This window comes from Massilia oculi (genome assembly GCF_017582745.1).
In the GTDB taxonomy this organism is placed as follows: Bacteria; Pseudomonadota; Gammaproteobacteria; order Burkholderiales; family Burkholderiaceae_D; genus Telluria; species Telluria oculi_A.
In genome coordinates this window covers 57,346-81,340 of sequence record NZ_JAFVIM010000022.1, presented here as the reverse complement: position 1 = coordinate 81,340, position 23,995 = coordinate 57,346, and the positions used below count along the sequence as shown (strand labels likewise).

Genomic DNA, 23,995 nt, shown 5'->3' with positions numbered 1-23,995 from the left:
ATACAGGTTTTTCCGAATCTTTGCACGACAGCGCGTAAAACCGTGCAGCTAATGCTGCACGGCAACATCAGCGCTGCTTGCGCGCCGACGAAGTATTGCGCGCGATGCGCTTGCCGGTCTTGCTGGTTCCGGCCTTGGCCTTGAAGCGCGAGGCATTGCGCTTGGCCTTGCCGCGGTCGGCCTCGAAGGCGACGACGGCGTTCTCGATGATGTTCTCGGCGATGTCGCCGTGGTTCGAGGCCGAGGTCTTGGGCACCAGGATCGTCGAGCCGGCTTTCAGGCGCGACTGCGGCGGGATGTTGTTGGCCTGGCGGATGACTTCGGGCGTGGTGCCGAACTTCGAGGCCAGCTGGGCGATGGTCACGCGGGCGCCGGTGATCTTGTGCGTGGTCCAGGTCGACAACGCATGGCCCCATTGCGCCAGGTTGATGTGGAATTTCTCGGCGTTCTCGGTCGGCAGCAGGATCTTGGTGCGCTCGCCGCCGATGATGACCGGCTTCTTGAACTGCGGATTGAGTGCCTTGAATTCGTCGAGCGACATCTCGGCCAGTTGCGCCGCGATGGCCAGGTCGATGTCGCTGGTCTTGTCGACCGTGGTGAAATAGGGCTGGTTGTCGATCGCCGGCAGGGTGACGCCGTATTGCGATGGATTGGCGACCACGTTCTTGACCGCCTGCAGCTTCGGCACGTAGTTGCGGGTCTCGGCCGGCATCAGCTCGGCCAGGCTGTCGAAATCGGTCGGCTTGCCCAGTTCCTGGTTTTTCTTGATGGCGCGCTGAACATTGCCCTCGCCCCAGTTATACGCCGCCAGGGCGAGCGGCCAGTCGCCGAACATCGTGTACAGGCGCTGCAGATAGGTCAGGGCGGCGTCGGTCGAGGCGATCACGCCGCGCCGCTCGTCCTTGAACATGTTCTGGCGCAGGTCGAAATCCTTGCCCGTGCCCGGCACGAATTGCCACAGGCCGGCGGCGTTGGCGCTCGACATGGCTTGCGGATTGAAGGCCGATTCGATCACCGGCAGCAGGGCCAGCTCGGTCGGCATGCCGCGCTTTTCCAGTTCCGACACCACGTGGTATAGATAGGGCGAGGCGCGCCCGGAAATGCGGGACAAGGTGCCCGGGTGCGCCGCATAGGCCTGGGCGTGGCGCGTTACCAGGGCGTTGTTCAGGTCGGGAATCGCATAGCCGCTGCGGATGCGGCCCCAGACGTCGGTCTCGCGGTACTCGTCGGCGTCGAGTTTCATTACCGATGGCGATTGCGCCGAACGCTCGAGGCTGGAAGCGGCGAGGGCGCCGGAAGCCGGGGCCGCGTCCATCGCCTGGCTCAGTGGTGCTGCTGCCAGGAGGGCCAGCGCAGCCAGGGTGAGAATGGAGCGTTTCGTATCGTGCATGGGCTTCATGGTGAGGCGTTTCCAGTGTTGCGTCCAGGAACGAAGGGACAGGACAAGAGGGCAGTGTACGTATCAATTGTCGAGTCAGTCAAGAATTAAGTCGCTGCCGTTACAATTCAGACCGAAGGATAGATGTCATCCGTTGGCATCATGAAAACGGAAGATGCCGCATATATCATGAATATTGATGAGCAGGATGCTTTTTGCCCGACCCATCCCGAATAACGGCCGCGTCTGCCAAACCTTAGCGCCGTGGCGGGGTCGAACTATGAGTGGGCGCAAAGAGTGCGTACAATCCAGGCTTTGCCGTTCGCCTTTCGAAAGCTTCACCATGAGCACCCCCAATCTGAACGCCGACGACGACGCCATCGTCGCCGCCACCCGCAAGTGGCTGGAGCGCGCCGTCATCGGCCTCAATCTCTGTCCCTTCGCCAAGTCAGTCCATGTCAAGGAGCAGGTACGCTACGTCGTGTCGAGCGCCACCACGCCCGAGCAACTGCTTGAAACCTTGATGGACGAGCTGCAGCGCCTGTCCGACACCAGCCCGGAGCAGGTCGACACGACCTTGCTGATCCACCCCTTCGTGCTGAACGATTTCGAGGACTACAACGAATTCCTGGACGTGGCCGACGTGGCGGTCGAGGACATGCAGCTCGACGGCGAGTTGCAGGTGGCTTCCTTCCACCCGGATTACCAGTTCGCGGACACCGACGCGGGCGATATCTCGAACTACACCAACCGCGCCCCGTACCCGATCCTGCACCTGCTGCGCGAGGACAGCATCGCGCGCGCGGTCGAGGCCTTCCCGGAGGCGGAAGAGATCTTCGAAAAGAATATCGCCACCATGGAAAAGCTCGGCCACGAAGGCTGGGACAAGCTCGATGTCGGCCCGGCCTGAAGAAGACGGCGCCGCCGCGGCGCCCGAACGTCCCGATACCCCGTGCGTGGCGGTGTGCTCGACCACCTTCGACGAGGTGTGCCGCGGCTGTGGCCGCACCGTCGCCGAAGTCGCCAACTGGGTGTCGATGGACGCTGCCGCCAAGGAAGTGGTGTGGCAGCGCATCCTCGCGCAGGGTTATCCGCGCCGGAACAGTTAAGCGTGGGGGCTCAGTAAGCCCCGATGAAATCCTTCTTGCCGATCGGGACGCCGTTGTGGCGCAGGATCGCGTACGCCGTGGTCACGTGGAAGAAGAACTGCGGCAGCGCGAAGTGCGCCAGGTAGCGCGCGCCGTCGTCGAAATGGCGGGCGCGCTCGCCGCTGCCATGGGTGATGGGGCGGGTGGCGCCGGCTTCCACGTCCGCCTGTTTCAGGCTGTCGATGAAGCCCAGCGTCTTGCTGATGCGCTGCTGCAGTTCGGCGAAGGTGCGCTCGCCATCTTCGTAGCGCGGCGGCTCGACCCCGGCCAGGCGCGCGCTCGCGCCCTTGGCGAAATCGGTGGCGATCTGCACTTGCCTGGCCAGCGGGAACATGTCGGGATAGAGGCGCGCCTGCAGCAGGGCATCCGGCTCGATGCGGCGTTCCTGGGCGTGGGCCTCGGCCTTTTCGAGCACCGCGGCCAGGCTGCCCAGCAGCTGGCGGAATACCGGCACCGAGGCGGCATACAGGGAATGGCTCATGTGGTCTTTCTCCTAAATAGTTGGTCCAACAGCATCCCGATCATAGCAAGACTTGTCGCGCGTCGTTGACAGCTAGTGACTCCCGGCAAGCAACTGTGCATAATCTGGCCATCCTCCATGCATCGGGCTCGCCCGACCCAGTTCAGCATCCATGTCGAGTCCCGCCGCCCGCACCCCGTCCCGCCTGCGTTCGCTGTACGGCCGTTCGCTTTACGGTGCGCTGCTGCTGGTGGTGTTCGCCGGCCTGCTGGCGCCCGCCGTGGTCGGCGGCTACCTGCTGGTCGGCTTGCAGCAGCGCGCCGGCGCCAGTCCGAACGACACGCTGCAGGGCAATTATGCGCTGGTGCTGGCGCTGCAGCTGGCGGTGTCGCTGCTGCTGATCGCGCTGCTGCTGCGGCGGCGCCTGCTGTCGCCCCTGCGCAATCTGACGCGCTTTTCGGATCGCCTGGCGCGCGGCGACTTCGAGACCCCGCTGGCGCTGTCGGCCCAGGACGAGTTGGGGCGGCTGGGCGAGCAGATGGAGCGCATGCGCCTGGCGATCCGCGACCTGTTCGCCGACGTCGCGCGCAGCGAGGAACAGTTCCGCACCATCGTGACCCAGGTCCCGGGCGCCGTCTACCGCGTGCGCGCGGGCGGCCCGATCGAATTCGTCAGCGACGAGATCGAGAAGATCACCGGCTACCCCTCGGCGCGCTTCATGTGCGCCACCACCGAGGATTGGGCCGCCATCGTCCATCCGGAAGACCGGCGCGCCTATTACCGCACCGCCCGCGACGCGGCCCTGTCGGGAAACGCCTACGAGATGGAATACCGGATCGTCGACGCCCACGGCATCGAGCGCTGGGTGCAGGAGCACGGCCAGCCGCAGGCCGCCTGGGATCCGGCGCTGCACGGGCCGGACGGCGTGCGGGTGGACGGCATCATCTCGGACATCAGCGAGCGCCGCCACGACGAGATGCGCATCGAGGCGCTGCTGGCCGAGCAGGCCGCGATCCTGGACAACGTCATGTTCGGCGTGCTGTTCGTGCGCCAGCGCCGCATCGTCTCCAGCAACCGCCGCTGCGAAGAGCTGTTCGGCTACGGCGAAGGCGAGATGGTGGGACAGTCGACCGCGATCCTGTATCCCAACCACGACGACTACGAACGCATCGGCGTCGAACAGTATCCGCTGCTCGAGAAAGGCATGGACCTGGGAGAGGAGCGCCAGCTGCGCCACCGCGACGGCAGCCTGTTCTGGTGCCTGATGAGCGGCTGCGCGCTCGAGCCGAACCGCGCCAACGAGGGCAGTATCTGGGTGTTCGCCGACATCACCGAACGCAAGCTGGCCGAGGAGAAGCTGCGGCTGTCGGCCAACGTCCTGGAGCACATCGCCGACGGCGTGATGGTGCTCGACGTGCATGGCCGGATCGTGGCCACCAATCCCGCCTTCACCCGCATCACCGGCTATGCCGAGCATGAGGCATTGGGGCGCGCATCGAGCCTGTCCTCCCACGACGAAGCAGGCAGCCGCAACGATCCCGCCCTGCACCAGGAACTGTGGCGCGAGCTCGGCGCATCCGGCTTCTGGCGCGGCGAGATCTGGGACACGCGCAAGGGCGGCGACGCCTACCTGGAAGCGCTCACGGTGTCGGCGGTGCGCGACGACGATGGCGCCACCACCCACTATGTGTGCGTGTTCAGCGACATCACGCGCGAGCGCGAATCGCAGGTCCAGCTCGACCACCTGGCCCACCACGACGCGCTGACCGCGTTGCCCAACCGCCTGCTCTACCACGACCGCCTGCGCCACGCGATGGCGCGCGCCGAGCGCGACGGCGAGCAGCTGGCGGTGCTGTTCATCGACCTCGACCGCTTCAAGAACGTCAACGACACGCTCGGCCACCACGTCGGCGACGAGCTGCTCAAGCAGGCGGCGCTGGCGCTGTCGCGCTGCCTGCGCGAAGGCGATACCCTGGCGCGCCTGGGCGGCGACGAGTTCATCGTGCTGCTGGAAGACGTCGACGGCGTGCATGGCGCCACGCGCGTGGCCGACAAGCTGATGGCGATGTTCGAGCAGCCCTTCGACGTCTCGGGCTACGAGCTGTTCGTCACCGGCAGCGTCGGCATCAGCCTGTACCCGCAGGACGGGAACGATATGCACATCCTGATCCGCAATGCCGACGTGGCGATGTACCAGGCCAAGGCGCGCGGCCGCAACGGCTACCAGTTCTACGCGCCGGCGATGAGCGGCGACGGCGACCTGCGGCTGCGCATGGAGGCGCTGCTGCGGCGTGCGATCGACAAGCGCGAGATCTACCTGGCCTACCAGCCGCAGGTCGAGATCGACAGCGGCCGCCTGGTCGGGGTCGAAGCCCTGCTGCGCTGGAACAGTCCCGAGCTGGGGGAGGTGGCGCCGAGCCGCTTCATTCCGCTGGCCGAGGACACCGGCTTCATCGGCCAGCTGGGCCAATGGGTGCTGCAGGAAGCCTGTCGCCAGATGGTGGCGTGGGAGGCGGACCGCCTGGCGGTGCCGAAGATCGCCGTCAACCTGTCGGTGCGCCAGTTCGAGCGCGGCGGCATGGCCGCCGCCGTGGCCGCGGTGCTGCAGGGCAGCGGCCTGGCGCCGCAGCGCCTGCAGCTCGAGGTGACGGAATCGGTGATCATGAACACGGGCGACGCGCTGCAATACGTGAACGACCTGCATGCGATCGGTGTCTGCCTGGCGATCGACGACTTCGGCACCGGTTACTCGTCGCTGGCCTACCTGAAGCAGTTGCCGGTGCAGACCCTCAAGATCGACCGCAGCTTCATCAAGGACATCCCGCAGGACCCGGACGACGAGGCGATCGCGATCGCCATCATCCAGCTCGGCAAGAGCATGAACCTGTCGGTGATCGCCGAAGGCGTCGAGCGCGAGGACCAGGCGGCCTTCCTGCTGCGCCACGGCTGCAACCTGGCCCAGGGCTATTTATATGGCAAGCCGCTCGCTCACCACGAGATCCTGGCGCGCTGGGGAGGCAAGCAATATGCGTAGGCAGAGTCGCCGCAACTTTCTGCTGGCCGGCCTGGCCGCCGGCGGCGCGCTGCTGATCGGCTGGGGCGCGCAGCCGCCGCGCCAGCGCCTGCATCCGTCGCGAGCGCTGGAGCTGGATGATGGCGAGGTCGCGCTCAATGGCTGGGTCGCGCTGGCACTCGACGGCACGGTGTCGGTAGTGGTGCCGCGCAGCGAGATGGGGCAGGGCGTGCACACGGCGCTGCCGATGCTGGTGGCCGAGGAGCTCGACGTCGGCCTGGACGCGGTGCGCGTCATCCAGCCGCCGATCGACAAGATCTATGCCAACGTCACGGTGCTGCGCGAGAACCTGCCGTTCCACCCGGACGACGCCGGCCGCACGGCCCAGGGCGCCCAGTGGCTGATGGCGAAGATCGGCCGCGAGCTGGGCATCATGTTCACCGGCGGCTCGAGCAGCGTGCGCGATGCCTGGCTGCCGATGCGCGAAGCGGGCGCGGTGGCGCGGGCGATGCTGGTGAAGGCGGCTGCCCAGGAGTGGGGGGCGCGTGTGGAGGATTGCCGCACCGAAGACGGCTTCGTGATCCACGTCGACGGCCGCAGCGCCGGCTATGGCGCGCTGGCCGCTCTGGCGGCGCAGGCTGGCGCCGGCCTCACCGCGCGCGACGTGCGCCTGAAGCAAGCGAAGGACTTCCGCCTGATCGGAAAGCCTTTGCCGCGCCTGGACAGCCGCGCCAAGTCCGACGGCAGCGCGCGCTTCGGCATCGATGCGCGGCCGGCCGGGATGGTCTACGCGGCCTTGACGATGGCGCCGACGCTCGGCGCCACGGTGGCGAAATTCGATGCCGACGCGGTGCGCCGGATGCCGGGCGTGCTGGCCGTGGTCGACGTCTCGTCCGCGCTCGAAGGCCGCACCGGCGCAGGGGCCGGGGTGGCGGTGGTGGCCTCGACCTGGTGGCAGGCGCGCCAGGCGGCCCAGGCCTTGCCGGTCACCTGGCAGCCGGGCGAGGGTGCGGCGCTGTCGAGCGCCGCGGTCCTGGCCGGCCTGGCGCGCGCGCTCGACGAGGAACGCGGTTACGTCTATCACGAGACCGGCGCGCAAGCGGTCGAGGGCGCGGTGCGCACGCTGCGCGCCGAATACCGCGCGCCGTTCCTGGCGCATGCGGCGCTGGAACCGGTGAATTGCACGGCGCAGGTCGCGCACGGCAAGGTGCGGCTGTGGGCCTCGACCCAGGTGCCGAGCATCGCGGTCGACTGCGCCGCGCGCGTGGCCGGGGTGGCGCGCGAGGACGTGGCGATCGAGGTCATGCTGCTGGGCGGCGGCTTCGGGCGCCGGCTCGAAGTCGACATGGTGGCGCAGGCAGTGGCCATCGCGAAGGTCCTCGACGGCCAGCCGGTGCAGCTGATCTGGACCCGCGAGCAGGACACGATGCATGACGTCTACCGGCCGGCGGCGCTGGCGCGCTTCACGGCGCAGCTGGACGAAGGCGGAAATATCCTGGCCTGGGACAACAAGTCGGCGAGCGGCGCCATCGGCCACCAGTACTTCGAACGCAGCCTGGGCCTGCCGGGCGTGGGGCCGGACAAGACCACGGCCGAGGGAGAATACGACCATCAATATGCGATCCCGAACCAGCGCGTGGCGCACGTGACGGTCGACAGCGCCGTGCCGATCGGCTACTGGCGCTCGGTCGGGCACTCGCACAATGCCTTCTTCAAGGAGTCGTTCCTGGACGAGGTGGCGCACGCCGGCGGTCACGATCCGGTGGCCTTGCGGCGCAAGCTCCTGGCGGGCCATCCGCGCGCACTGGCGGTGCTGGACGCGGCGGTAGGCGCCGCCGGCCAGCCGCCGGCAGGGCGGGCCCACGGCGTGGCGCTGCACCGCTCGTTCGGCAGCACGGTGGTCCAGGTGGCCGAGGTCTCGGTCGAGGGTCCGGAGATCCGCGTGCACCGCGTGGTGTGCGCGATCGACTGCGGCCTGGCCGTCAATCCCAATATCGTGGCCCAGCAGGTCGAGTCGGGCGTGCTGTTCGGGCTGTCGGCGGCGCTGGCCGGCGAGATCACGATCGAGGCAGGCAAGATCCGGCAGTCGAACTTCGGCGACTATCCGCTGCCGCGCATCGGCCAGGCGCCGCATGTCGAGACGATCGTGATGCCGAGCGGCGCCCATCCGGAAGGCGTGGGCGAACCGGCCGTGCCGCCGGTGGCGCCGGCGGTGGCGGCGGCGGTGTTCAGGCTGACCGGGCAGCGCTTGCGCAGCCTGCCATTGAAATTGCGTTGAGCGCCTGGCCGTCGCCGGCGATGCAGGCCGCCAGTTCGTCCGGCGTCCCTTTCGGGAACGCTTCCCTGAGATAGTCGAGGAAGGCCGACACCCTGGCGCCGAGCAAACGCCGAGATGGGTACAGCGCCCACAGGGCGACCTCCGGGGCATCCACGTCGCCCCAATGCACGAGGGCGCCGGCGGCCAGGTCGCGGCTGACCAGCGACAGCGGCAGGCGCCCGGCGCCGGCGCCGGCGCGCACGGCATCGCGCACCATGACGAGCGACGACAGGGACAGGACGGGATCGATCGCGATGCTGCTCGTGCCGGCGCCGGTCTCCGATCGCAGCTTCCATGCACTGTCGCCCAGGCCGCGCACGACGGCCGGCGCCGGCTTTCCTTCGCTCGGGCGTGCCACGCCGGGGCCGGCCACCACCACCAGCCGGTCGCGCAGGAAGATGCGCCCGACGAGTCGTTCGTCCGGATCCGGATCGACCCGGATCGCCAGGTCATAGCCTTCCTCGACCATGTCGACGCTGCGGTCTTCGGCCGTGATCTCGAGCCTGACGGCGGGATGGCGCAGGGCGAAGCCGGCGGCCAGGCTGCCCATCGCGAGCTGCGAGAACAACAGCGGGGCGCTGATGCGCAGGCGGCCACGCGGGCGGTCGCCGCCCGAGGCGATCGCCTCGGCCGTTTCGTCGATCTCGGCCAGCAAGACGCGGGTGCGCTCGTGCAGCGCCAGGCCTTCCTGGGTCAGCTTGAGCGTGCGTGCGCCCCGTTCGAGCAGGCGCAGGCCGAGACTGGCCTCGAGTTCGGCCACCCGGCGCGATAGCGTCGCCTTCGGCCGGCCGCTGGCGCGCGCGGCGCGGCCAAAGCCTTTGTGGCGGGCGACGAGATTGAAATCGGCAAGCGCGAGCAGGTCCATGTGTTCCACCGGTGAGACAGGGTGTCCAAATATAACGGCTTTCGGACCGCCTGTGGGATGCGTAGCATACGAAGTGTCAGCCGACACAATCTCATCAAGGAGAACGCCATGATCTATTCGACCGCCACCGTCCCCGTGAACCCCCAAGGCGAAACCCCGTTGACCCGGGCCCAGGCCTGGGCCGGCCTGGTGCGCAAGGCGCGCGATGCGCGCCTGTTCCTGCCCCCTGGCCTTTGCACCCGCTCCGACGTGGTGGAAGAGAGCGAGACGCACATCGTGCGCGAGGCCACGATCGCCGGCCAGGACCTGCGCGAGATCATCGGCTTCGAACCGGAACGCAAGGTGTCCTTCTTCCAGGCATCGGGCCCGCGCGAAGGCGTCATCGTCAACGAACTGTTCGAGGATGCCGACGGCGCGTTGCAATTGCGCTTCTACTGCTACCTGGGTTTACGCGACAAGGCGCCCGGCGGCGCGGAAGAACAGGCCGAGCAGGCCTGGATGGATGGCGAGAACGGCTACCGCAGCGCCTTGCTGTCGACCCTCAAGCGCACGCGCGAACTGCTGGCGCAGGGACAGCTTTGACGGTTGACAGGCGTGGAGCTGGATCAGTCCGGCGCGCCGAGCAGCACGCGCAGATTGCATTCTTGTTGCCAGGTGCGGCGCTCTGCGCTCGACCGCGCCAGGCGCGCCAGCTCCTCGTCGCCCTGTTCGGCCTGGGCCTGGATCAGCCGGTCGGCCACGCCGCCGTCCGGCACCATGGTGCCGAAGAAGGCGACGGTGTCGCCGCGCTGCAGCAGCAGGGTCGGAAAATTGTCGACGTCGAGGTCGCCCACCAGGTCGGCCTGGTCTTCGATGTCGATCCAGACGAACTGCTTGTCGGGATGGCGCAGCGCCAGCTCTTCGAAGGTGGCGCGGTAGGTAGAGCAGGTGCCGCACCAGGCGGCGCACAGGCAGGCGACGGTCCAGCCATCGCCATGGACGGCGGCGGCGATGGCGTCGCGGGTGGTGGAGTCGAGGGTCAGGCTCTGCATGTGCGGCATTGTACAGCGAGTTGCGGACGATGTTGCAGCGCAGTGGCGCATTGCAGCTGCGATGTGCCGTCGCGCCATGGAAGCCCTCCGCCCGAGAAGGTAAAATAGCGGAATGCCTAACATCCTTGCTATCGAAACCTCGGCCGAGCTGGCGTCCTGCGCGCTGCTGGCCGGGGAAAAAGTCATTGAACGTTCGACGCCCGGCGTGCGCAGCCACTCACAATCGGTCCTGCCCATGGTGCAGGAGCTGTTGAACGAGGCCGGCATCGCGCTGGCCGACTGCGACGCCGTCGCCTTCGGCGCCGGTCCCGGCTCCTTCACCGGCGTGCGCACCGCCTGCGGCGTGGCCCAGGGCCTGGCCTATGGCGCCGGGCTTCCTGTGCTGCCGCTGGTGACCCTGGAAGCGATGGCCGAGGCCTGCCGCGCCGGCACTGGCGCCAGCGACGTGCTGGCCGTGCTGGATGCGCGCATGGGCGAGGTGTACTGGGCCCAGTACCGCTTCGACGGCGGCAAGTGGACCGAGGTGGTGGCGCCGGCGCTGTCGGCGCCGCAGGACGTGGCGCCGCTCGCGGCAGAAGGCCTGCGGGCCTGCGGCAACGGCTTCGCCGAGTATGCCGACGCCTTCGCCGGCCGGCCGTTCGCCCAAGGCGCGCTGCCCGACATCATGCCGCATGCGCGCGAGCTGGCGCTGCTGGCGCGCGGCGCCCTGGCGGACGGGCAGGGCGTGCCCGCGGCCCAGGCCCAGCCGCTGTACCTGCGCAACAAGGTCGCCTACACCAGCGCCGAGCGCCAGGCGATCAACCAGGCCAAGGCCGGCGCATGATCCAGTTGCAGGATACCGACTTGCGCCTGGCGCCGATGACGGCGGCCGACGTGGACGAGGTGTGGGCGCTCGAATGCAGCGTCTTTCCTTATCCCTGGAGCCGCGGTAACTTCGCCGACGCCGTCGCCAGCGGCTACGATTGCTGGACCGTGCGCGACGCCGACGGCGAGCTGGCCGGGTATTATCTGTTGATGTACGCGCTCGACGAGGCGCACCTGCTCGACGTCGCGGTGGCCGGCAAGCGCCAGCGCCAGGGCCTGGGCCGGCGCCTGCTTTACCAGATCGGCGCGCGCGCCCTCGGCCAGGGCATGGAATCGATCCTGCTCGAGGTCCGGCCGTCGAACGAGCGGGCGCTGGAAGTGTATCGCCGCCATGGCTATGTCCAGATCGGCCGCCGCAAGGGCTATTACCCGGCCGGCCCGGCGGGCCGCGAGGATGCGATCGTGATGAGGCTGGATTTATGAAGAACACGAGCCAGCGCGACGCGCTGTTCCTGGCCGAGATGGGCATCGGCCCGCTATGGCAGTTGCGCGATGCGCCGCAGGCCGAGGCCGAAGTGGTGACCGATCCGGTGGCCGAAGCGGCCGTCGTCGAGGCGGCGCCGGAAGCCGCCGCGCCCGCAGCGGCGCCAGTTTCTGCACCTGCACCTGCGCCTGCACCGGAGCCTGCACCGGAGCCGACGCCTGCCGCACGCGTCCACACGCCGCTGTCCGCGCCGCCTTACCGCAATCCGCCGCCGGTGGAAGACGAATCGGCCTGGGACGACAGCGTCGCGCCCGAACCGGCGACGCCCGACGTCGCGACCATGGACTGGGCCGGGCTGCGCCAGGCGATCTCGGCATGCAAGGATTGCGCCTGCGGCGCAGGCCGCAAGCCGGTATACGGCGCCGGCCCACGCCAGGCGCGCTGGCTGATCGTCGCCGGCACTCCGAGCGCGCTCGACGACGAGGCCGGCCAGCCGCTCACGGGCGACCCCGGCAAGCTGCTCGACAATATGCTGCACGCGGTCGGCCTGTCGCGCGAGCGCGATGCCTACGTCACGCCGCTGGTCAAGTGCCGGCCGCTGAACGCGAAGGGCGGCGACCGCGCGCCGACCCCCGGCGAGATCGCCGCCTGCCGTCCCTTCGTCGAACGCGAACTGGCGCTCACCGGCGCCACGACAGTGCTGACCCTGGGCCAGGTCGCGACCAACGGCCTGCTGGGCCGCGCGCTGCAGGAGCCGCTGGCCGGCGCCCGCGGCGAGGTGCATCGCCTGGGCGAGACGCCGCTGGTGCCGACCCTGCATCCGGGCGAACTGCTGCTGCGCGGCGAAAACAAGGCGCTGGCCTGGGCCGACCTGTGCCGGGCGCGTTCCCTTGGACCACGCGACTAGCAGCTACCAGGCGACCTTCCACCGCCGCTGGGGCCACCTGCGGCGGGCCCCGGTACGGGCACTGGCCTGGTTGCTCGATTCTCCCGACCTGCTCGATGTCGACGCGCCCAAATGGGCGGGCCGCATCGCCACGCTCGGCCAGGTCACACCTGGCGTGGCCGATTGGCTGGCGCGGCTGGACCTCGACCCGTCGGCGCTCGACGCCGCTCTCGGCGGCAAGACCTATACCCGGCTCGGCCTGTACGCCGAAAAGCTGATGGCCTTCTATTTCGCCGAACAGGGCCGCCTGGTGCGCCACGGCCTGCAGGTGCGCGCCAGTCGCAACGACACGGTGGGCGAGTTCGACTTCCTGCTCGAGCGCGGACCGGATGCGCTGACCCACATCGAGTTCGCCACCAAGTTCTACCTGCTCGATAGCGGTGGATCGAACGAATTCGACGCGCTGGTGGGCCCCAACCTGGCCGACAGCCTGGGCCGCAAGATGCGCAAGGTGTTCGAGCGCCAGCTCGCGCTGGGCGACCACCCGGCGGCGCAGGCGCTGCTGCCGCGGCCCGTCACCCAGGCCCAGGCGCTGGTCAAGGGCTGGCTGTTCTACCCATCCGGCAGCTGGCCGGCAATGCGCGGCATCACGGCCGGGCACTGCCGCGGCTTCTGGTGCGCGCTGGACGAAATCGAAGACATCCCCGGCGAAGAGTTCCTGGTCCTGCCCAAGCTCCAGTGGCTCGCTCCATTGCGCGCCCAGCCGGCGACGCCGCTGATGAGCCGTGCCCAACTCCACGTCGTCCTCGCGGGCCAGTTCGCATCCTCCAGCACACCAGTACTGGTCGCCACCGTGCGCCGCCATGACGAATTCATCGAAGAAGTCGATCGTGGTTTCATCGTCCCCAACGACTGGCGCTCAAGAGCCGCACACGTGCGGATAGCCAAGGCAACCTGACCCAGCAACCGCATTAATGAGGGTCAGTGTCGAATTGTTTGACAACTTTTCGGCCGCCCCGGTAATTCGCCCCCGAGTCCCCCGTTTCCAGGTGCCCGACTCGACGCTAAACAATGAGGGTCGGAGTCGAATTGTTTGACAACTTTGAGGAATTGCCCAGTAAATCGACTCTGACCCTAATTATTTTTTTGCCGATTGGATCTACTTAAGTGGAGGTCGGGCAACAAATGCGGAAGGCGCCGAGTCGGAGCCGAAAGTACCGAGGATGAACTTCCTGATTGCCCCGTATTTCATTTCAAAATAATTAGGGTCAGGGTCGATTTATCGAGCAATTTCCCGCGTCAGCGAGTAATCGGGGACAGAGTGCGAAGTCCGAGTAATTGCTTGTGATGAGCGACGGGCTTGTTTGCGTGCTGAGCAATGACTAGCGCGAAACGTTGTCAAACAATTCGACACTGACCCTAATTGGGCCCTAATTGGGGGCCTTTCGGGTCAGTGCTTGCCTTCGCCGATCAGCCCGAGCGAATCGTGTTCGCGCTGGTTGAGCGTGTGGCGGCGCTGGATCAGGAGCATGATGCCGGCGACCGACAGGCCGAAGATGACGATGATGATGTTCAGGTCGAGGTTCAGCGTGATCATGATCGCGTAGGCGGCCAGCATCACCAGGATCGACAGGTTTTCGTTGAAGTTCTGCACCGCGATCGAGTGGCCCGCGCTCATCAACACGTGGCCGCGGTGCTGCAGCAGCGCGTTCATCGGCACCACGAAGAAGCCCGACAGGAAGCCGATCAGGGCCAGCAGCGGGTAAGCCACCGACACCGAGGTCACGAACACCATCACGGTCACGACCAGGCCCATGACGATGCCCATCGGGATCACGGTCAGCGACTTGCGCAGTGGAATCATGCGCGCCGCCATCGCCGCGCCCAGCGCCACGCCGATCGCGACCACGCCGATCAGGTTCGTCGCCTTGTCCAGCGGCATGCCGAGCGAGCGCTCGGCCCATTTCAGCACGATGAATTGCAGGGTCGCGCCGGCGCCCCAGAACAGGGTCGTCACGGCCAGCGAAATCTGGCCCAGCTTGTCGCGCCACAAGGTAGCCGAGCAGTTGGCAAAGTCGGCGATCAGCTTGGCCGGATTGCGTTCCTGGTGCTCGTAGCGGGCGCCGGTGTCCGGAATGCGCAGGTTGAACAGGGCGGCCAGGATATAGATGCCGACCACCACCGCCATCGCGGCTTCGGCGCCGGTCGTGAGGCCCAGGCCGGCAAAGGCGTCGAACGACAGCAGGAAGGCAGTGCCGCGCTCGCTCACCAGGGTGCCGCCGAGTACGGTGCCGAGGATGATCGACATCACGGTCAGCCCCTCGATCCAGCCATTGGCGGGCACGAGTTTCTCGGGCGGCAGCAGTTCGGTCAGGATGCCGTACTTGGCGGGCGAATACACGGCCGCGCCGAAGCCGACCACGGCGTACGAGAGCAGGGGATGGACGCTGAAGAACATCAGTGCGCAGCCGGCGACCTTGATGATGTTGGCGATGAACATCACGCGCCCCTTGGGCAGCGAATCGGCGAAGGCGCCCACGAAAGCGGCGAGCAAGACGTAGAACAGCACGAATGACAGCTTCAGCAACGGAGTCAGCGATGCCGGCGCATCCATGGCGACGAGCAGGCTGATCGCGACAAACAGGAGCGCGTTATCCGCCAGCGACGAGAAGAACTGCGCCGCCATGATGGTATAGAAACCACGGTTCATTCGAGAATTCACAAATCTGGTCCGGGTTGCTTTATACCATGAATGCATAGACAGGCGAAACGGGAAACGGTGCCATGGCGGCGGCGCGCGGCCCGCTCCGGTAAAATAGGCACTTGACGTTTTATACCGGATTCCCTCCGTTTTTCTTAAAAGATTGCCATGCCGCGTCCGCTCTTCGCCACCATCCACCTCGATTCCATGCAACACAACCTGGCCCAGGCGCGCAGCTGCGCGCCGCAGGCGAAGATCTGGGCCGTCGTGAAGGCAGATGCCTATGGCCATGGCCTGGAGCGCGCGCTGCGCGGCTTCGCCAGCGCCGACGGCCTGGCGCTGGTCGAGCTGGAAAGCGCGATCCGGCTGCGCCAACTCGGCTGGACCAAGCCGATTCTTTTATTAGAGGGATTCTTCGAAGCGGCCGACGTGCCCATGCTGGCCGAGCACGATATCGCCACCGCCGTGCACAGCATCGAGCAGGTCAAGCTGCTCGAGTACACCCAGCTGTACCGCCCGATCGACGTCTACCTCAAGATGAACACCGGGATGAACCGCCTGGGCTTTCCGCCCGCCGAGTATGCCGCCGCATGGCAGCGCCTGCGCGCGATCCGCGACGTGCGCTCGATCACCCACATGACCCATTTCGCCAACGCCGACGAACTGGAGCACCCGCGCCTGACGATCGCCGAGCAGGTGCGGCGTTTCCAGCAAGGGGCCGCTGGGCTGGCCGGCGAGCGCAGCCTGTCGAACTCGGGCGGCGTGCTGCACCAGGCCGAACTGGCCGACCAGCTGTCGAACGACTGGGTCCGGCCCGGCATCATGCTGTACGGCGGCACGCCGGGCGGGCGCAGCGCCCAGGATTTCGGCCTGCGTCCCACCATGACCCTGCGCTCGGAAGTGATCGGCATCCAGCATATCGGGCTGGGCGACACGGTCGGCTACGGCAGCCGCTTCGAGGCCGAAGGTCCGATGACGATCGGCGTGGTGGCCTGCGGCTATGCCGACGGCTACCCGCGCAGCGCGCCGCACGGCACGCCGGTGATCGTCGACGGCGTGCGCACCACCCTGGTCGGCCGGGTCTCGATGGACATGATGACCGTCGACCTGACGCCCATCCCCAACGCCCGCATCGGCAGCAAGGTCACCCTGTGGGGCGACGGGCTGCCGATCGACGACGTGGCCCAGGCCGCCGGCACGATCGGCTACGAGCTGATGTGCGCGCTGGCGCCACGCGTGCGCGTGACCGAAGGCCGTCTCGGCACCGACGGTTGAACCGCGGCCCGACCATACCGATATAAACAAGTACGATGGCAAAAGCAAAAACCAATTACACCTGCAGCGAGTGCGGCGCGATCGCCAGCCGCTGGACCGGCCAGTGCGCCGACTGCAAGGCATGGAACACGATGGTCGAGACCGTCGTCGACACGCCCGGCGTCAACCGCATGTCGCAGACCCCGCACCGCAGCCTGGCGCAGACCGCGCCGGTGCTGTCGCTGGCCGACATCGAGGCGATCGACGTGCCGCGCTTCGGCACCGGCATCGAGGAATTCGACCGCGTGCTGGGCGGCGGCCTGGTGGCCGGCGGCGTGGTCCTGATCGGCGGCGACCCCGGCATCGGCAAGTCGACCCTGCTGCTGCAGGCCTTGTCCAGCCTGTCGATGGTCCGCAGCACGCTGTACGTCAGCGGCGAGGAATCCGGTGCCCAGATCGCCCTGCGCGCGCGCCGCCTGGCGGTGGACGCGAAGGAACTGAAGCTGCAGGCCGAGATCCAGCTCGAGAAAATCCTCGGCACCATCGCCGACCTCAAGCCCGACGTGGTGGTGATCGACTCGATCCAGACCATGTATTCGGATGCGCTGACGTCGGCCCCCGGCTCGGTGGCCCAGGTGCGCGAATGCGCGGCCCAGCTCACGCGGGTGGCCAAGCAGACCGGCGTCACCATGATCCTGGTCGGCCACGTCACCAAGGAAGGTGCGCTGGCCGGCCCGCGCGTGCTGGAGCACATCGTCGACACCGTGCTGTACTTCGAAGGCGACACCCAGTCGAGCTACCGCCTGGTGCGGGCGATCAAGAACCGCTTCGGCGCGGTGAACGAGCTGGGCGTGTTCGCGATGACCGAGAAGGGCCTGAAAGGGGTGTCGAATCCTTCCGCCCTGTTCCTGTCGCAGCACGACAGCCAGGTGCCGGGTTCCTGCGTGATGGTGACGCAGGAGGGAACCAGGCCTCTTTTGGTCGAGATTCAAGCGCTGGTCGACACCAGCCACCTGCCCAACGCGCGCCGCCTGTCGGTCGGCCTGGAACAGAACCGCCTGGCGATGCTGCTGGCGGTCCTGCACCGTCACGCCGGCATCGCGGCCTTCGACCAGGACGTGTTCATCAATGCGGTCGGCGGCGTCAAGATCACCGAACCGGCGGCCGACCTGGCCGTGCTCCTGGCGATCAACTCGTCGATGCGCAACAAGCCGCTGCCGCGCGGGCTGGTCGTGTTCGGCGAGGTCGGCCTGGCTGGCGAGATCCGCCCGGCGCCGCGCGGCCAGGAACGCTTGCGCGAAGCGGCCAAGCTGGGATTTTCTCTGGCGGTGATCCCGAAAGCGAACGCGCCGAAGGCGAAGATCGAAGGCATGAACATCATCGCCGTCGAACGCATCGAAGAGGCGTTCAGCAAGTTGCGCGAGATCGACTGACGGTCAATACGGCCCTGGCGGACAGGGCCGTGGGCTGTCGGATTTCCTGGAAGATTCTATAATTGTGTCTTGTTCACTGTATTCGGGTAAACACGTGTATCAAGACCAAAGGAAATCTCCGCGCAAGGTGTACCGCACCAAGGCCATGCTCGCCATCGACGGCCAGCCACCGGTCGCCGGCAAGACCACCGACGTCGGCGCCAACGGTGTGAGCGTCAGCCTGACCGATCCGCTGGCGGTCGGGCAGGGCGGGCAACTGGCTTTCGACCTGCTGGTCGAGGGCAGCTTCGTCACCATCAATACGCGGGTCAAGGTGTCATATTGCATCTTCAGCAGCGGCGAATTCAAGGTCGGCTTCCAGTTCCTGCAGCCCGACCTGGCCGCGGTGACGGCGCTGGCGCGCTTCATGCGGTGACGGCGCCAGTCCTTGACTCTGCCTTGTATACGACAAGCGGCGAGCGCCATCGGCCTCGCCGCTTGCTGTATTGGCCCACTGAGCGGGCCAGTCGCTATTCGTGATAGCGGTCGTGCAAGTCGGAGGAACTGCCGCGGACTTCCTGGTAAATCTCGAACGCCACGAGGGCGGCCAGTCCGCTCAGAATCCCCATCACCATCAGATCTAACATATAAAACAAACGCCTGTCGGCATCCCCTCCATGTCATGACTACCATTTCAGGTTAGCAGGCAATGGTGTATTTACAAGTGTGCACAATCCGGAACATGACATTATTCGGCTGACGCCGATTTCCATGCGCGCGCCGCGCCGCGCCCGGGGATGACATCCTTGCGCGCGTGTCATGTTCATGTCACATTGGCCAAATATGTCATGAACCTGTCATATTCGCCCGTTAGACTGCGCCTCATCGTCAGCGGGACCGTCCCGTGGTGTCACTTCCAAAGGATCCGATATGCGCATGAAGCACCTCCTCGTCTCGATCGCCCTGGCCGCAACGGCATTCTCCGCCAGCGCCCAGAACGTCAACATCACCGGCGCCGGCGCGACCTTCCCATACCCGATCTATGCCAAGTGGGCCGAGCTGTACAAGGCGGCGTCAAGCGTCGGCCTGAACTACCAGTCCGTGGGTTCGGGCGCCGGCATCAAGCAGATCAAGGCCAAGACCGTCGATTTCGGCGCGTCCGACATGCCGCTGGCGGCGAATGAACTGAATGCAGCCGGCCTGTTCCAGTTCCCGGCCATCATGGGCGGCGTGGTGCCGATCGTGAACCTGGACGGCATCGCTCCGGGCCAGATGAAGCTGAGCGGCGCCGTCATCGCCGACATCTACATGGGCAAGATCGTCAAATGGAACGCGCCGCAGATCGCCGCGCTGAACCCGGGCGTCAAGCTGCCGGCTACCGACATCACCGTCGTGCGCCGCGCCGACAGCTCGGGCACCTCGTTCCTGTGGACCGACTACCTGAGCAAGGTCAGCCCGACCTGGAAATCGACGATCGGCGCCGGCACCACCGTCAAGTGGGCCGTGGGCGTGGGCGGCAAGGGCAACGAGGGCGTGGCCGCCAACGTGCAGCGCATCAAGGGCGGCATCGGCTACGTCGAGTGGGCCTACGCCAAGAAGAACAAGATGGCGCACACCCAGCTGCAAGGCGCCGACGGCACCTGGCTGCAGCCTTCGGACGACGCTTTCAAGGCCGCCGCCGCCGGCGCCGACTGGAAAGGCACCCCGGGCTTCGCGGTGGTATTGACCAACCAGCCGGGCAAGGGCGCCTGGCCGGTGACTGGCGCCTCCTACATCCTGGTGCACAAGACCCAGGCCGCCGCCAAGGGCCAGCAAGTGCTGAAGTTCTTCGACTGGGCCTACAAGAACGGCGCGCCTGCCGCCGCTGACCTGGACTACGTGCCGATGCCGGTCGAAGTCACCAAGCTGGTGCAGGAAGCCTGGCGCGCCAACCTGAAGGACGCGTCCGGCAAGGCGCTCTGGTAAATCACATTTCCTGAACCCGGAAGGGCCGGTGCGACCGGTCTTTCCGCATGCCAGCGATATTGACAAAACGATATTAATAGCGAAGTCAACCACACCATGAGCGTCCATCCATCCGTGTCCGTGAACGAGCTGCCCGCCAAGGCAGCGGCCCAGGCCGACACCTTCGAATCCCCCGCGCTGCGCAACACCATGCGCAACCAGCGCCTGCAGGATTTTTTCTTCCATAAAGTCACCTGGCTGTTCGCGGCCTCGGTGCTGGCGGTGCTGGCCGGTATCATCGTCTCGCTGGCGATCGGCGCGGCCCCGGCCTTCAAGGAATTCGGCCTGGGCTTCATCACCCGGGTGGAGTGGGATCCGGTGAACGACCAGTATGGCGCCATGATCGCGATCTACGGCACCCTGGCGACCTCGATCATCGCGCTGGCGGTGGCCTTCCCGATCAGTTTCGGCATCGCGCTGTTCCTGACCGAGATCTGCCCGGTCTGGCTGCGCCGTCCGCTCGGCACCGCGGTCGAACTGCTGGCCGGCGTGCCGTCGATCATCTACGGCATGTGGGGCCTGTTCGTGTTCGCGCCGCTGTTCGCCGAATACGTGCAGCCGGCGCTCAAGGAAACCCTCGGCCAGCTGCCGCTGATCGGCGTGGTGTTCCAGGGCCCGGTGATGGGCATCGGCATCCTGACGGCCGGCCTGATCCTGGCGATCATGATCATCCCCTTCATCGCCTCGGTGATGCGCGACGTGTTCGAGATCGTCCCGACCGTGCTGAAGGAATCGGCATACGGCCTGGGCTGCACCAAGTGGGAAGTGGTGCGCAAGGTGGTGCTGCCGTACACCCGCAACGGCGTCGTCGGCGGCGTGATGCTGGGCCTGGGCCGCGCACTGGGCGAGACCATGGCAGTCACCTTCGTGATCGGTAACTCGCATGGCATCTCGGCCTCGCTGTTCTCGGCCGGTAACTCGATCTCGTCGACCCTGGCCAATGAATTCGCCGAAGCGGCGACCGCGCTGCACTCGTCGGCCCTGTTCGCCCTGGCGCTGATCCTGTTCGCGATCACCTTCATCGTGCTGTCGGCGGCAAAGCTGATGCTGCTCGGTATGTCCCGTAACGAAGGCACCAAATAAGAAGGCCGTGCAAATGAATACCGCAATCAAGAACCCCGTCTATCGCAAGCGCCTGCTGGCCCACCGCGTCGGCATCACGCTGTCGGTGCTGGCCATGGGCATCGGCCTGGCCTTCCTGGCCTGGATCCTGGGCACGCTGCTGTACAACGGCTTCGGCGCCCTGGCCGGCACCCTGTTCACGAACGACACCCCGGCCCCGGGCACGCCGGGCGGCGGGCTGCGCAACGCCATCGTCGGCTCGCTCATGATGGTCGGCCTGTCGACCCTGGTCAGCACCCCGATCGGCATCCTGGCCGGCATCTACCTGGCCGAGTACGGCGAGAACAACAAGTTCGCGCAAGTGACCCGCTTCGTGACCGACATCATGCTGTCGGCGCCATCGATCGTGATCGGCCTGTTCGTGTATGCGATCTATGTCGCTAACGTCCAGCACTTCTCGGGCTATGCCGGCGCGATCGCGCTGTCCCTGATTGCGGTGCCGGTCGTGGTGCGCACCACCGACAATATGCTGCGCCTGGTGCCGTCGAGCCTGCTTGAAGCGGCCTATGCCCTCGGCGCGCCGCACTGGAAGGTGGCGATGACGGTGCGCCTGCGCGCCGTGAAGGCCGGCGTCGTGACCGGCGTGCTGCTGGCCGTGGCCCGCGTGGCCGGCGAGACCGCGCCGCTGCTGTTCACCGCGCTGAACAACCAGTTCTACAGCCACGACATGAATGCGCCGCTGGCCAACCTGCCGGTCGTGATCTACCAGTTCGCGATGAGCCCTTACGATGACTGGCGTTCGCTGGCCTGGGGTGGTGCACTGCTCGTGACCGCTACCGTGCTGCTGTTGAACATCATCTCGCGCACCATGTTTGCCCAAAAGACCCCGCGTTAATCCAACTGATAAAAGACAAAGTGATGAACCAAGCCATGCTCAATACGACTCCGGCGCCGGCCGCCGCCAAAGCCAAGACGATCGAAATCCAGGGCCTGAACTTCTTTTACGGCAAAACGCAGAGTCTGAAAAATGTATCGCTCGACATCCACGCCAAGCAGGTGACGGCCTTCATCGGCCCGTCGGGCTGCGGCAAGTCGACCCTGCTGCGCACCCTGAACCGGATGTACGACCTGTACCCGGGCCAGCGCGCCGAAGGCTCGATCATGTACCGCGGCCGCAACATCCTGGAGCCGGGCGTCGACGTCAACATGCTGCGCGCCAAGGTCGGCATGGTGTTCCAGAAGCCGACGCCGTTCCCGATGTCGATCTACGACAACATCGCCTTCGGCGTGCGCCTGTACGAAAACCTGTCGAAGGGCGAGATGGACGAGCGCGTCGAGTGGGCCCTGAAAAAGGCGGCGCTGTGGGAAGAAGCCAAGGACAAGTTGAACAAGAGCGGCCTGTCGCTGTCGGGCGGCCAGCAGCAGCGCCTGTGCATCGCGCGCGGTGTGGCGGTCAAGCCGGATGTGTTGCTGCTCGACGAACCGACCTCGGCGCTGGACCCGATCTCGACCGCCAAGATCGAGGAACTGATTAGCGAGCTGAAGCAGGATTACACGATCACCATCGTGACCCATAATATGCAACAAGCAGCGCGTTGCTCGGATTACACTGCCTACATGTATCTTGGCGAGCTGGTCGAATTCGGCGAGACCGACCAGATCTTCATGAATCCGGCGCGCAAGGAAACGCAGGACTATATTACCGGCCGCTTCGGCTGATTCCACCTGGTTGATCATTTTGCCGGCCACCGCCGGCTTCACAAGAATATTTGACGGAGAAGTTATGACAGGCGAGCATTCATCCAAGCAGTACGACCAGGAACTCGAGGGCATCCGTTCCCAGGTCTTGCTGATGGGCGGCATGGTGGAAACCCAGTTCGAGGAAGCGCTCGAGTGCTTCCGCATCGGCGACATCGCGCGCGCCGAGCGCGTGATGGCCGAAGACCAGGCCGTCAACCAGCTCGAAGTCTCGCTCGACGACGCCTGCAGCCACCTGATCGTCAAGCGCCAGCCGACCGCCAACGACCTGCGCACCGTGATGGCCACCATCAAGGTCATCACCGACCTGGAGCGCATCGGCGACGAGGCGACCAAGGTCGCGCGCACCGCGAAAAGCCTGCACGAGCGCGGCACCACCGGCTTCGCCCACTACGACATGATCCGCACGATCGCCAAGGCGACCTCCGAACTGCTGCACGATTCGCTGGACGCTTTTGCCCGCCTGGACGGCAAGCAGGCCTTGCAGATCATCGCCGGCGACGAGGTGGTCGACCACGAGTTCCGCACCATCCTGCGCACCATGGTCACCTATATGATGGAAGACCCGCGCACGATCTCGTCGGCGCTGGACACGCTGTGGGTGGCGAAGGCGATCGAGCGCATCGGCGACCACGCCAAGAACATCGCGGAATACGTGATCTACGTGGTCGAAGGCCGCGACATCCGTCACAGCAAGGTGATCCTCGACGACCAGCCGGCGGCGTGATCATGGCGGACAATACCTCCGTCCTGGTGGTCGAAGACGAGCCGGCGATCGTCGAGCTGGTGACGTATTCCCTGCGCGAGGCAGGGTGGGACATCCGCACCGCCGACACCACTGCCGGCGCGTGGGAAAGCATCAGCCGGGGCAAGCCCGACCTGCTGCTGCTGGACTGGATGCTGCCCGACCAGAGCGGCCTGCGCCTGCTGTCGCGCCTGCGCGCCGACCGCGACTTCCAGGACCTGCCGGTGATCATGCTGACGGCAAAGAGCATGGAAGAGGACAAGCTGGCGGGCCTGAACAACGGCGCGGATGATTACATCACCAAGCCGTTCTCGCCGCGCGAACTGCTGGCGCGATCGCGCGCGCTGCTGCGCCGCAAATCGCCGCACCTGGCCGAGGCGCCGCTGCGCGCCGGCACGGTGACGCTCGATCCGAACAGCTGCACGGTGACGGTCGAGAACCAGCAGATCGACATCGGCAACGCGGAGTACAAGCTCCTGAAGTACCTGATGGCGCATCGGGAGCGCGTGTTCTCGCGCGCCCAGCTGCTCGACAAGGTGTGGGGCGACCACGCGGTAATCGAGGAGCGTACGGTCGACGTGCACGTGCTGCGCCTGAGGAAGGCACTGAAAAGCGCCGATGGCCTGATCCGCACCGTGCGCAGCGTCGGCTATATGCTGTCCGAAAAATAACG

At 66.4% G+C, this 23,995-nt stretch carries 23 protein-coding genes; 18 read left to right on the top strand and 5 right to left on the bottom strand.

Features of this window, described 5'->3' with window-relative positions; all coding sequences use genetic code 11:
• Positions 1-67: 67 nt before the first annotated feature.
• Positions 68-1,399: a transglycosylase SLT domain-containing protein gene (locus tag J3U95_RS21945; protein WP_208280772.1), complete on the bottom strand. Its 1,332-nt coding sequence runs from the start codon at positions 1,397-1,399 to the stop codon at positions 68-70.
• Between the two features lie 322 nt (positions 1,400-1,721).
• Between J3U95_RS21945 and J3U95_RS21940 the strand changes: the two genes are divergently transcribed.
• Together J3U95_RS21940 and J3U95_RS21935 are read left to right on the top strand one after the other, a co-directional pair.
• Positions 1,722-2,288, top strand: coding sequence for a DUF1415 domain-containing protein (locus J3U95_RS21940; protein ID WP_208280771.1), 567 nt, complete (start codon positions 1,722-1,724; stop codon positions 2,286-2,288).
• The gene (locus tag J3U95_RS21935) at positions 2,272-2,487 is read left to right on the top strand and encodes a DUF1289 domain-containing protein (RefSeq protein ID WP_208280770.1); all 216 of its coding nucleotides are present in this window, start codon (positions 2,272-2,274) and stop codon (positions 2,485-2,487) included. The genes J3U95_RS21940 and J3U95_RS21935 overlap by 17 nt, the downstream gene beginning before the upstream one ends.
• A 10-nt stretch (positions 2,488-2,497) precedes the next feature.
• Here the strand turns inward: J3U95_RS21935 and J3U95_RS21930 are convergent, their stop codons facing one another.
• Positions 2,498-3,007, bottom strand: a complete 510-nt coding sequence (locus J3U95_RS21930) for a DUF1993 domain-containing protein (RefSeq protein ID WP_208280769.1) — start codon at positions 3,005-3,007, stop codon at positions 2,498-2,500.
• Between the two features lie 151 nt (positions 3,008-3,158).
• Here J3U95_RS21930 and J3U95_RS21925 point away from each other — a divergent pair, with 151 nt between their 5' ends.
• Together J3U95_RS21925 and J3U95_RS21920 are read left to right on the top strand one after the other, a co-directional pair.
• A complete protein-coding gene (locus J3U95_RS21925; RefSeq protein ID WP_208280768.1) occupies positions 3,159-6,020 on the top strand; it encodes a sensor domain-containing protein in 2,862 nt (953 codons plus the stop codon).
• Complete coding sequence (locus J3U95_RS21920) at positions 6,013-8,277, top strand: xanthine dehydrogenase family protein molybdopterin-binding subunit (RefSeq protein ID WP_208280767.1); 2,265 nt, start codon at positions 6,013-6,015, stop codon at positions 8,275-8,277. The genes J3U95_RS21925 and J3U95_RS21920 overlap by 8 nt, the downstream gene beginning before the upstream one ends.
• On the opposite strand, the gene J3U95_RS21915 is transcribed toward J3U95_RS21920, so the two are convergent.
• On the bottom strand, positions 8,228-9,181 hold the full coding sequence (locus J3U95_RS21915; RefSeq protein WP_208280766.1) for a LysR family transcriptional regulator: 954 nt from the start codon (positions 9,179-9,181) through the stop codon (positions 8,228-8,230). The two genes, J3U95_RS21920 and J3U95_RS21915, sit on opposite strands and share 50 nt — an antisense overlap.
• Positions 9,182-9,289: 108 nt before the next feature.
• Between J3U95_RS21915 and J3U95_RS21910 the strand changes: the two genes are divergently transcribed.
• The gene (locus J3U95_RS21910) at positions 9,290-9,763 is read left to right on the top strand and encodes an AtaL-like protein (protein ID WP_208280765.1); all 474 of its coding nucleotides are present in this window, start codon (positions 9,290-9,292) and stop codon (positions 9,761-9,763) included.
• 23 nt (positions 9,764-9,786) lie between these two features.
• Here the strand turns inward: J3U95_RS21910 and J3U95_RS21905 are convergent, their stop codons facing one another.
• Positions 9,787-10,212 (bottom strand): thioredoxin family protein, encoded by a 426-nt coding sequence (locus J3U95_RS21905; RefSeq protein ID WP_208280764.1) that lies wholly within the window; start codon positions 10,210-10,212, stop codon positions 9,787-9,789.
• Between the two features lie 112 nt (positions 10,213-10,324).
• Between J3U95_RS21905 and tsaB the strand changes: the two genes are divergently transcribed.
• Genes tsaB through J3U95_RS21885 form a run of 4 tightly spaced genes read left to right on the top strand, consistent with a single transcriptional unit; the run spans position 10,325 to position 13,344 of the window.
• Positions 10,325-11,035: a tRNA (adenosine(37)-N6)-threonylcarbamoyltransferase complex dimerization subunit type 1 TsaB gene (gene tsaB / locus J3U95_RS21900; RefSeq protein WP_208280763.1), complete on the top strand. Its 711-nt coding sequence runs from the start codon at positions 10,325-10,327 to the stop codon at positions 11,033-11,035.
• Complete coding sequence (rimI, locus tag J3U95_RS21895; protein ID WP_208280762.1) at positions 11,032-11,499, top strand: ribosomal protein S18-alanine N-acetyltransferase; 468 nt, start codon at positions 11,032-11,034, stop codon at positions 11,497-11,499. Before tsaB ends, rimI begins: the two co-directional genes overlap by 4 nt.
• Complete coding sequence (locus J3U95_RS21890) at positions 11,496-12,407, top strand: uracil-DNA glycosylase (RefSeq protein WP_208280761.1); 912 nt, start codon at positions 11,496-11,498, stop codon at positions 12,405-12,407. Before rimI ends, J3U95_RS21890 begins: the two co-directional genes overlap by 4 nt.
• On the top strand, positions 12,391-13,344 hold the full coding sequence (locus J3U95_RS21885) for a DUF1853 family protein (RefSeq protein ID WP_208280760.1): 954 nt from the start codon (positions 12,391-12,393) through the stop codon (positions 13,342-13,344). The genes J3U95_RS21890 and J3U95_RS21885 overlap by 17 nt, the downstream gene beginning before the upstream one ends.
• Before the next feature lie 492 nt (positions 13,345-13,836).
• On the opposite strand, the gene lplT is transcribed toward J3U95_RS21885, so the two are convergent.
• Entirely contained in the window at positions 13,837-15,096 is a 1,260-nt protein-coding gene (lplT, locus tag J3U95_RS21880) for a lysophospholipid transporter LplT (protein ID WP_208280759.1), read from the bottom strand.
• 159 nt (positions 15,097-15,255) lie between these two features.
• On the opposite strand from lplT, the gene alr reads away from it, so the two are divergent.
• From alr to J3U95_RS21835, 9 genes are all read left to right on the top strand, one after another.
• Positions 15,256-16,362 carry an alanine racemase gene (gene alr, locus J3U95_RS21875; RefSeq protein WP_208280758.1) on the top strand — a complete coding sequence of 369 codons (1,107 nt, stop codon included), beginning with the start codon at positions 15,256-15,258 and terminating at the stop codon, positions 16,360-16,362.
• 35 nt (positions 16,363-16,397) lie between these two features.
• A complete protein-coding gene (radA, locus tag J3U95_RS21870; RefSeq protein WP_208280757.1) occupies positions 16,398-17,774 on the top strand; it encodes a DNA repair protein RadA in 1,377 nt (458 codons plus the stop codon).
• A gap of 64 nt (positions 17,775-17,838) precedes the next feature.
• Positions 17,839-18,189 carry a PilZ domain-containing protein gene (locus J3U95_RS21865; RefSeq protein WP_370662099.1) on the top strand — a complete coding sequence of 117 codons (351 nt, stop codon included), beginning with the start codon at positions 17,839-17,841 and terminating at the stop codon, positions 18,187-18,189.
• Positions 18,190-18,683: 494 nt separating this feature from the next.
• The gene (pstS, locus tag J3U95_RS21860) at positions 18,684-19,718 is read left to right on the top strand and encodes a phosphate ABC transporter substrate-binding protein PstS (protein ID WP_208280755.1); all 1,035 of its coding nucleotides are present in this window, start codon (positions 18,684-18,686) and stop codon (positions 19,716-19,718) included.
• Positions 19,719-19,814: 96 nt separating this feature from the next.
• Complete coding sequence (pstC, locus tag J3U95_RS21855) at positions 19,815-20,840, top strand: phosphate ABC transporter permease subunit PstC (protein ID WP_208280754.1); 1,026 nt, start codon at positions 19,815-19,817, stop codon at positions 20,838-20,840.
• A 13-nt stretch (positions 20,841-20,853) separates the two neighbouring features.
• The gene (gene pstA / locus J3U95_RS21850) at positions 20,854-21,714 is read left to right on the top strand and encodes a phosphate ABC transporter permease PstA (protein WP_208280753.1); all 861 of its coding nucleotides are present in this window, start codon (positions 20,854-20,856) and stop codon (positions 21,712-21,714) included.
• A gap of 35 nt (positions 21,715-21,749) precedes the next feature.
• Positions 21,750-22,538: a phosphate ABC transporter ATP-binding protein PstB gene (pstB, locus tag J3U95_RS21845; protein ID WP_229520015.1), complete on the top strand. Its 789-nt coding sequence runs from the start codon at positions 21,750-21,752 to the stop codon at positions 22,536-22,538.
• A 64-nt stretch (positions 22,539-22,602) separates the two neighbouring features.
• Positions 22,603-23,304 carry a phosphate signaling complex protein PhoU gene (gene phoU / locus J3U95_RS21840; RefSeq protein ID WP_109344037.1) on the top strand — a complete coding sequence of 234 codons (702 nt, stop codon included), beginning with the start codon at positions 22,603-22,605 and terminating at the stop codon, positions 23,302-23,304.
• 2 nt (positions 23,305-23,306) lie between these two features.
• Positions 23,307-23,993, top strand: coding sequence for a response regulator (locus J3U95_RS21835; protein WP_123072181.1), 687 nt, complete (start codon positions 23,307-23,309; stop codon positions 23,991-23,993).
• The last annotated feature ends 2 nt before the right edge of the window (positions 23,994-23,995 follow it).

Excerpts from the sequence above, each read along its gene's own strand:
- J3U95_RS21910 (WP_208280765.1), top strand. The coding sequence starts at position 9,290 with ATGATCTATTCGACCGCCACCGTCCCCGTGAACCCCCAAGGCGAAACC.
- alr (WP_208280758.1), top strand. The coding sequence starts at position 15,256 with ATGCCGCGTCCGCTCTTCGCCACCATCCACCTCGATTCCATGCAACAC.
- J3U95_RS21935 (WP_208280770.1), top strand. The coding sequence starts at position 2,272 with ATGTCGGCCCGGCCTGAAGAAGACGGCGCCGCCGCGGCGCCCGAACGT.
- J3U95_RS21905 (WP_208280764.1), bottom strand. The coding sequence starts at position 10,212 with ATGCAGAGCCTGACCCTCGACTCCACCACCCGCGACGCCATCGCCGCC.
- J3U95_RS21915 (WP_208280766.1), bottom strand. The coding sequence starts at position 9,181 with ATGGACCTGCTCGCGCTTGCCGATTTCAATCTCGTCGCCCGCCACAAA.
- pstS (WP_208280755.1), top strand. The coding sequence starts at position 18,684 with ATGCGCATGAAGCACCTCCTCGTCTCGATCGCCCTGGCCGCAACGGCA.
- J3U95_RS21925 (WP_208280768.1), top strand. The coding sequence starts at position 3,159 with ATGTCGAGTCCCGCCGCCCGCACCCCGTCCCGCCTGCGTTCGCTGTAC.
- J3U95_RS21940 (WP_208280771.1), top strand. The coding sequence starts at position 1,722 with ATGAGCACCCCCAATCTGAACGCCGACGACGACGCCATCGTCGCCGCC.
- radA (WP_208280757.1), top strand. The coding sequence starts at position 16,398 with ATGGCAAAAGCAAAAACCAATTACACCTGCAGCGAGTGCGGCGCGATC.
- rimI (WP_208280762.1), top strand. The coding sequence starts at position 11,032 with ATGATCCAGTTGCAGGATACCGACTTGCGCCTGGCGCCGATGACGGCG.
- lplT (WP_208280759.1), bottom strand. The coding sequence starts at position 15,096 with ATGAACCGTGGTTTCTATACCATCATGGCGGCGCAGTTCTTCTCGTCG.
- pstA (WP_208280753.1), top strand. The coding sequence starts at position 20,854 with ATGAATACCGCAATCAAGAACCCCGTCTATCGCAAGCGCCTGCTGGCC.
- J3U95_RS21920 (WP_208280767.1), top strand. The coding sequence starts at position 6,013 with ATGCGTAGGCAGAGTCGCCGCAACTTTCTGCTGGCCGGCCTGGCCGCC.
- pstB (WP_229520015.1), top strand. The coding sequence starts at position 21,750 with ATGCTCAATACGACTCCGGCGCCGGCCGCCGCCAAAGCCAAGACGATC.
- J3U95_RS21890 (WP_208280761.1), top strand. The coding sequence starts at position 11,496 with ATGAAGAACACGAGCCAGCGCGACGCGCTGTTCCTGGCCGAGATGGGC.
- phoU (WP_109344037.1), top strand. The coding sequence starts at position 22,603 with ATGACAGGCGAGCATTCATCCAAGCAGTACGACCAGGAACTCGAGGGC.
- J3U95_RS21930 (WP_208280769.1), bottom strand. The coding sequence starts at position 3,007 with ATGAGCCATTCCCTGTATGCCGCCTCGGTGCCGGTATTCCGCCAGCTG.
- J3U95_RS21835 (WP_123072181.1), top strand. The coding sequence starts at position 23,307 with ATGGCGGACAATACCTCCGTCCTGGTGGTCGAAGACGAGCCGGCGATC.
- pstC (WP_208280754.1), top strand. The coding sequence starts at position 19,815 with ATGAGCGTCCATCCATCCGTGTCCGTGAACGAGCTGCCCGCCAAGGCA.
- J3U95_RS21945 (WP_208280772.1), bottom strand. The coding sequence starts at position 1,399 with ATGAAGCCCATGCACGATACGAAACGCTCCATTCTCACCCTGGCTGCG.
- tsaB (WP_208280763.1), top strand. The coding sequence starts at position 10,325 with ATGCCTAACATCCTTGCTATCGAAACCTCGGCCGAGCTGGCGTCCTGC.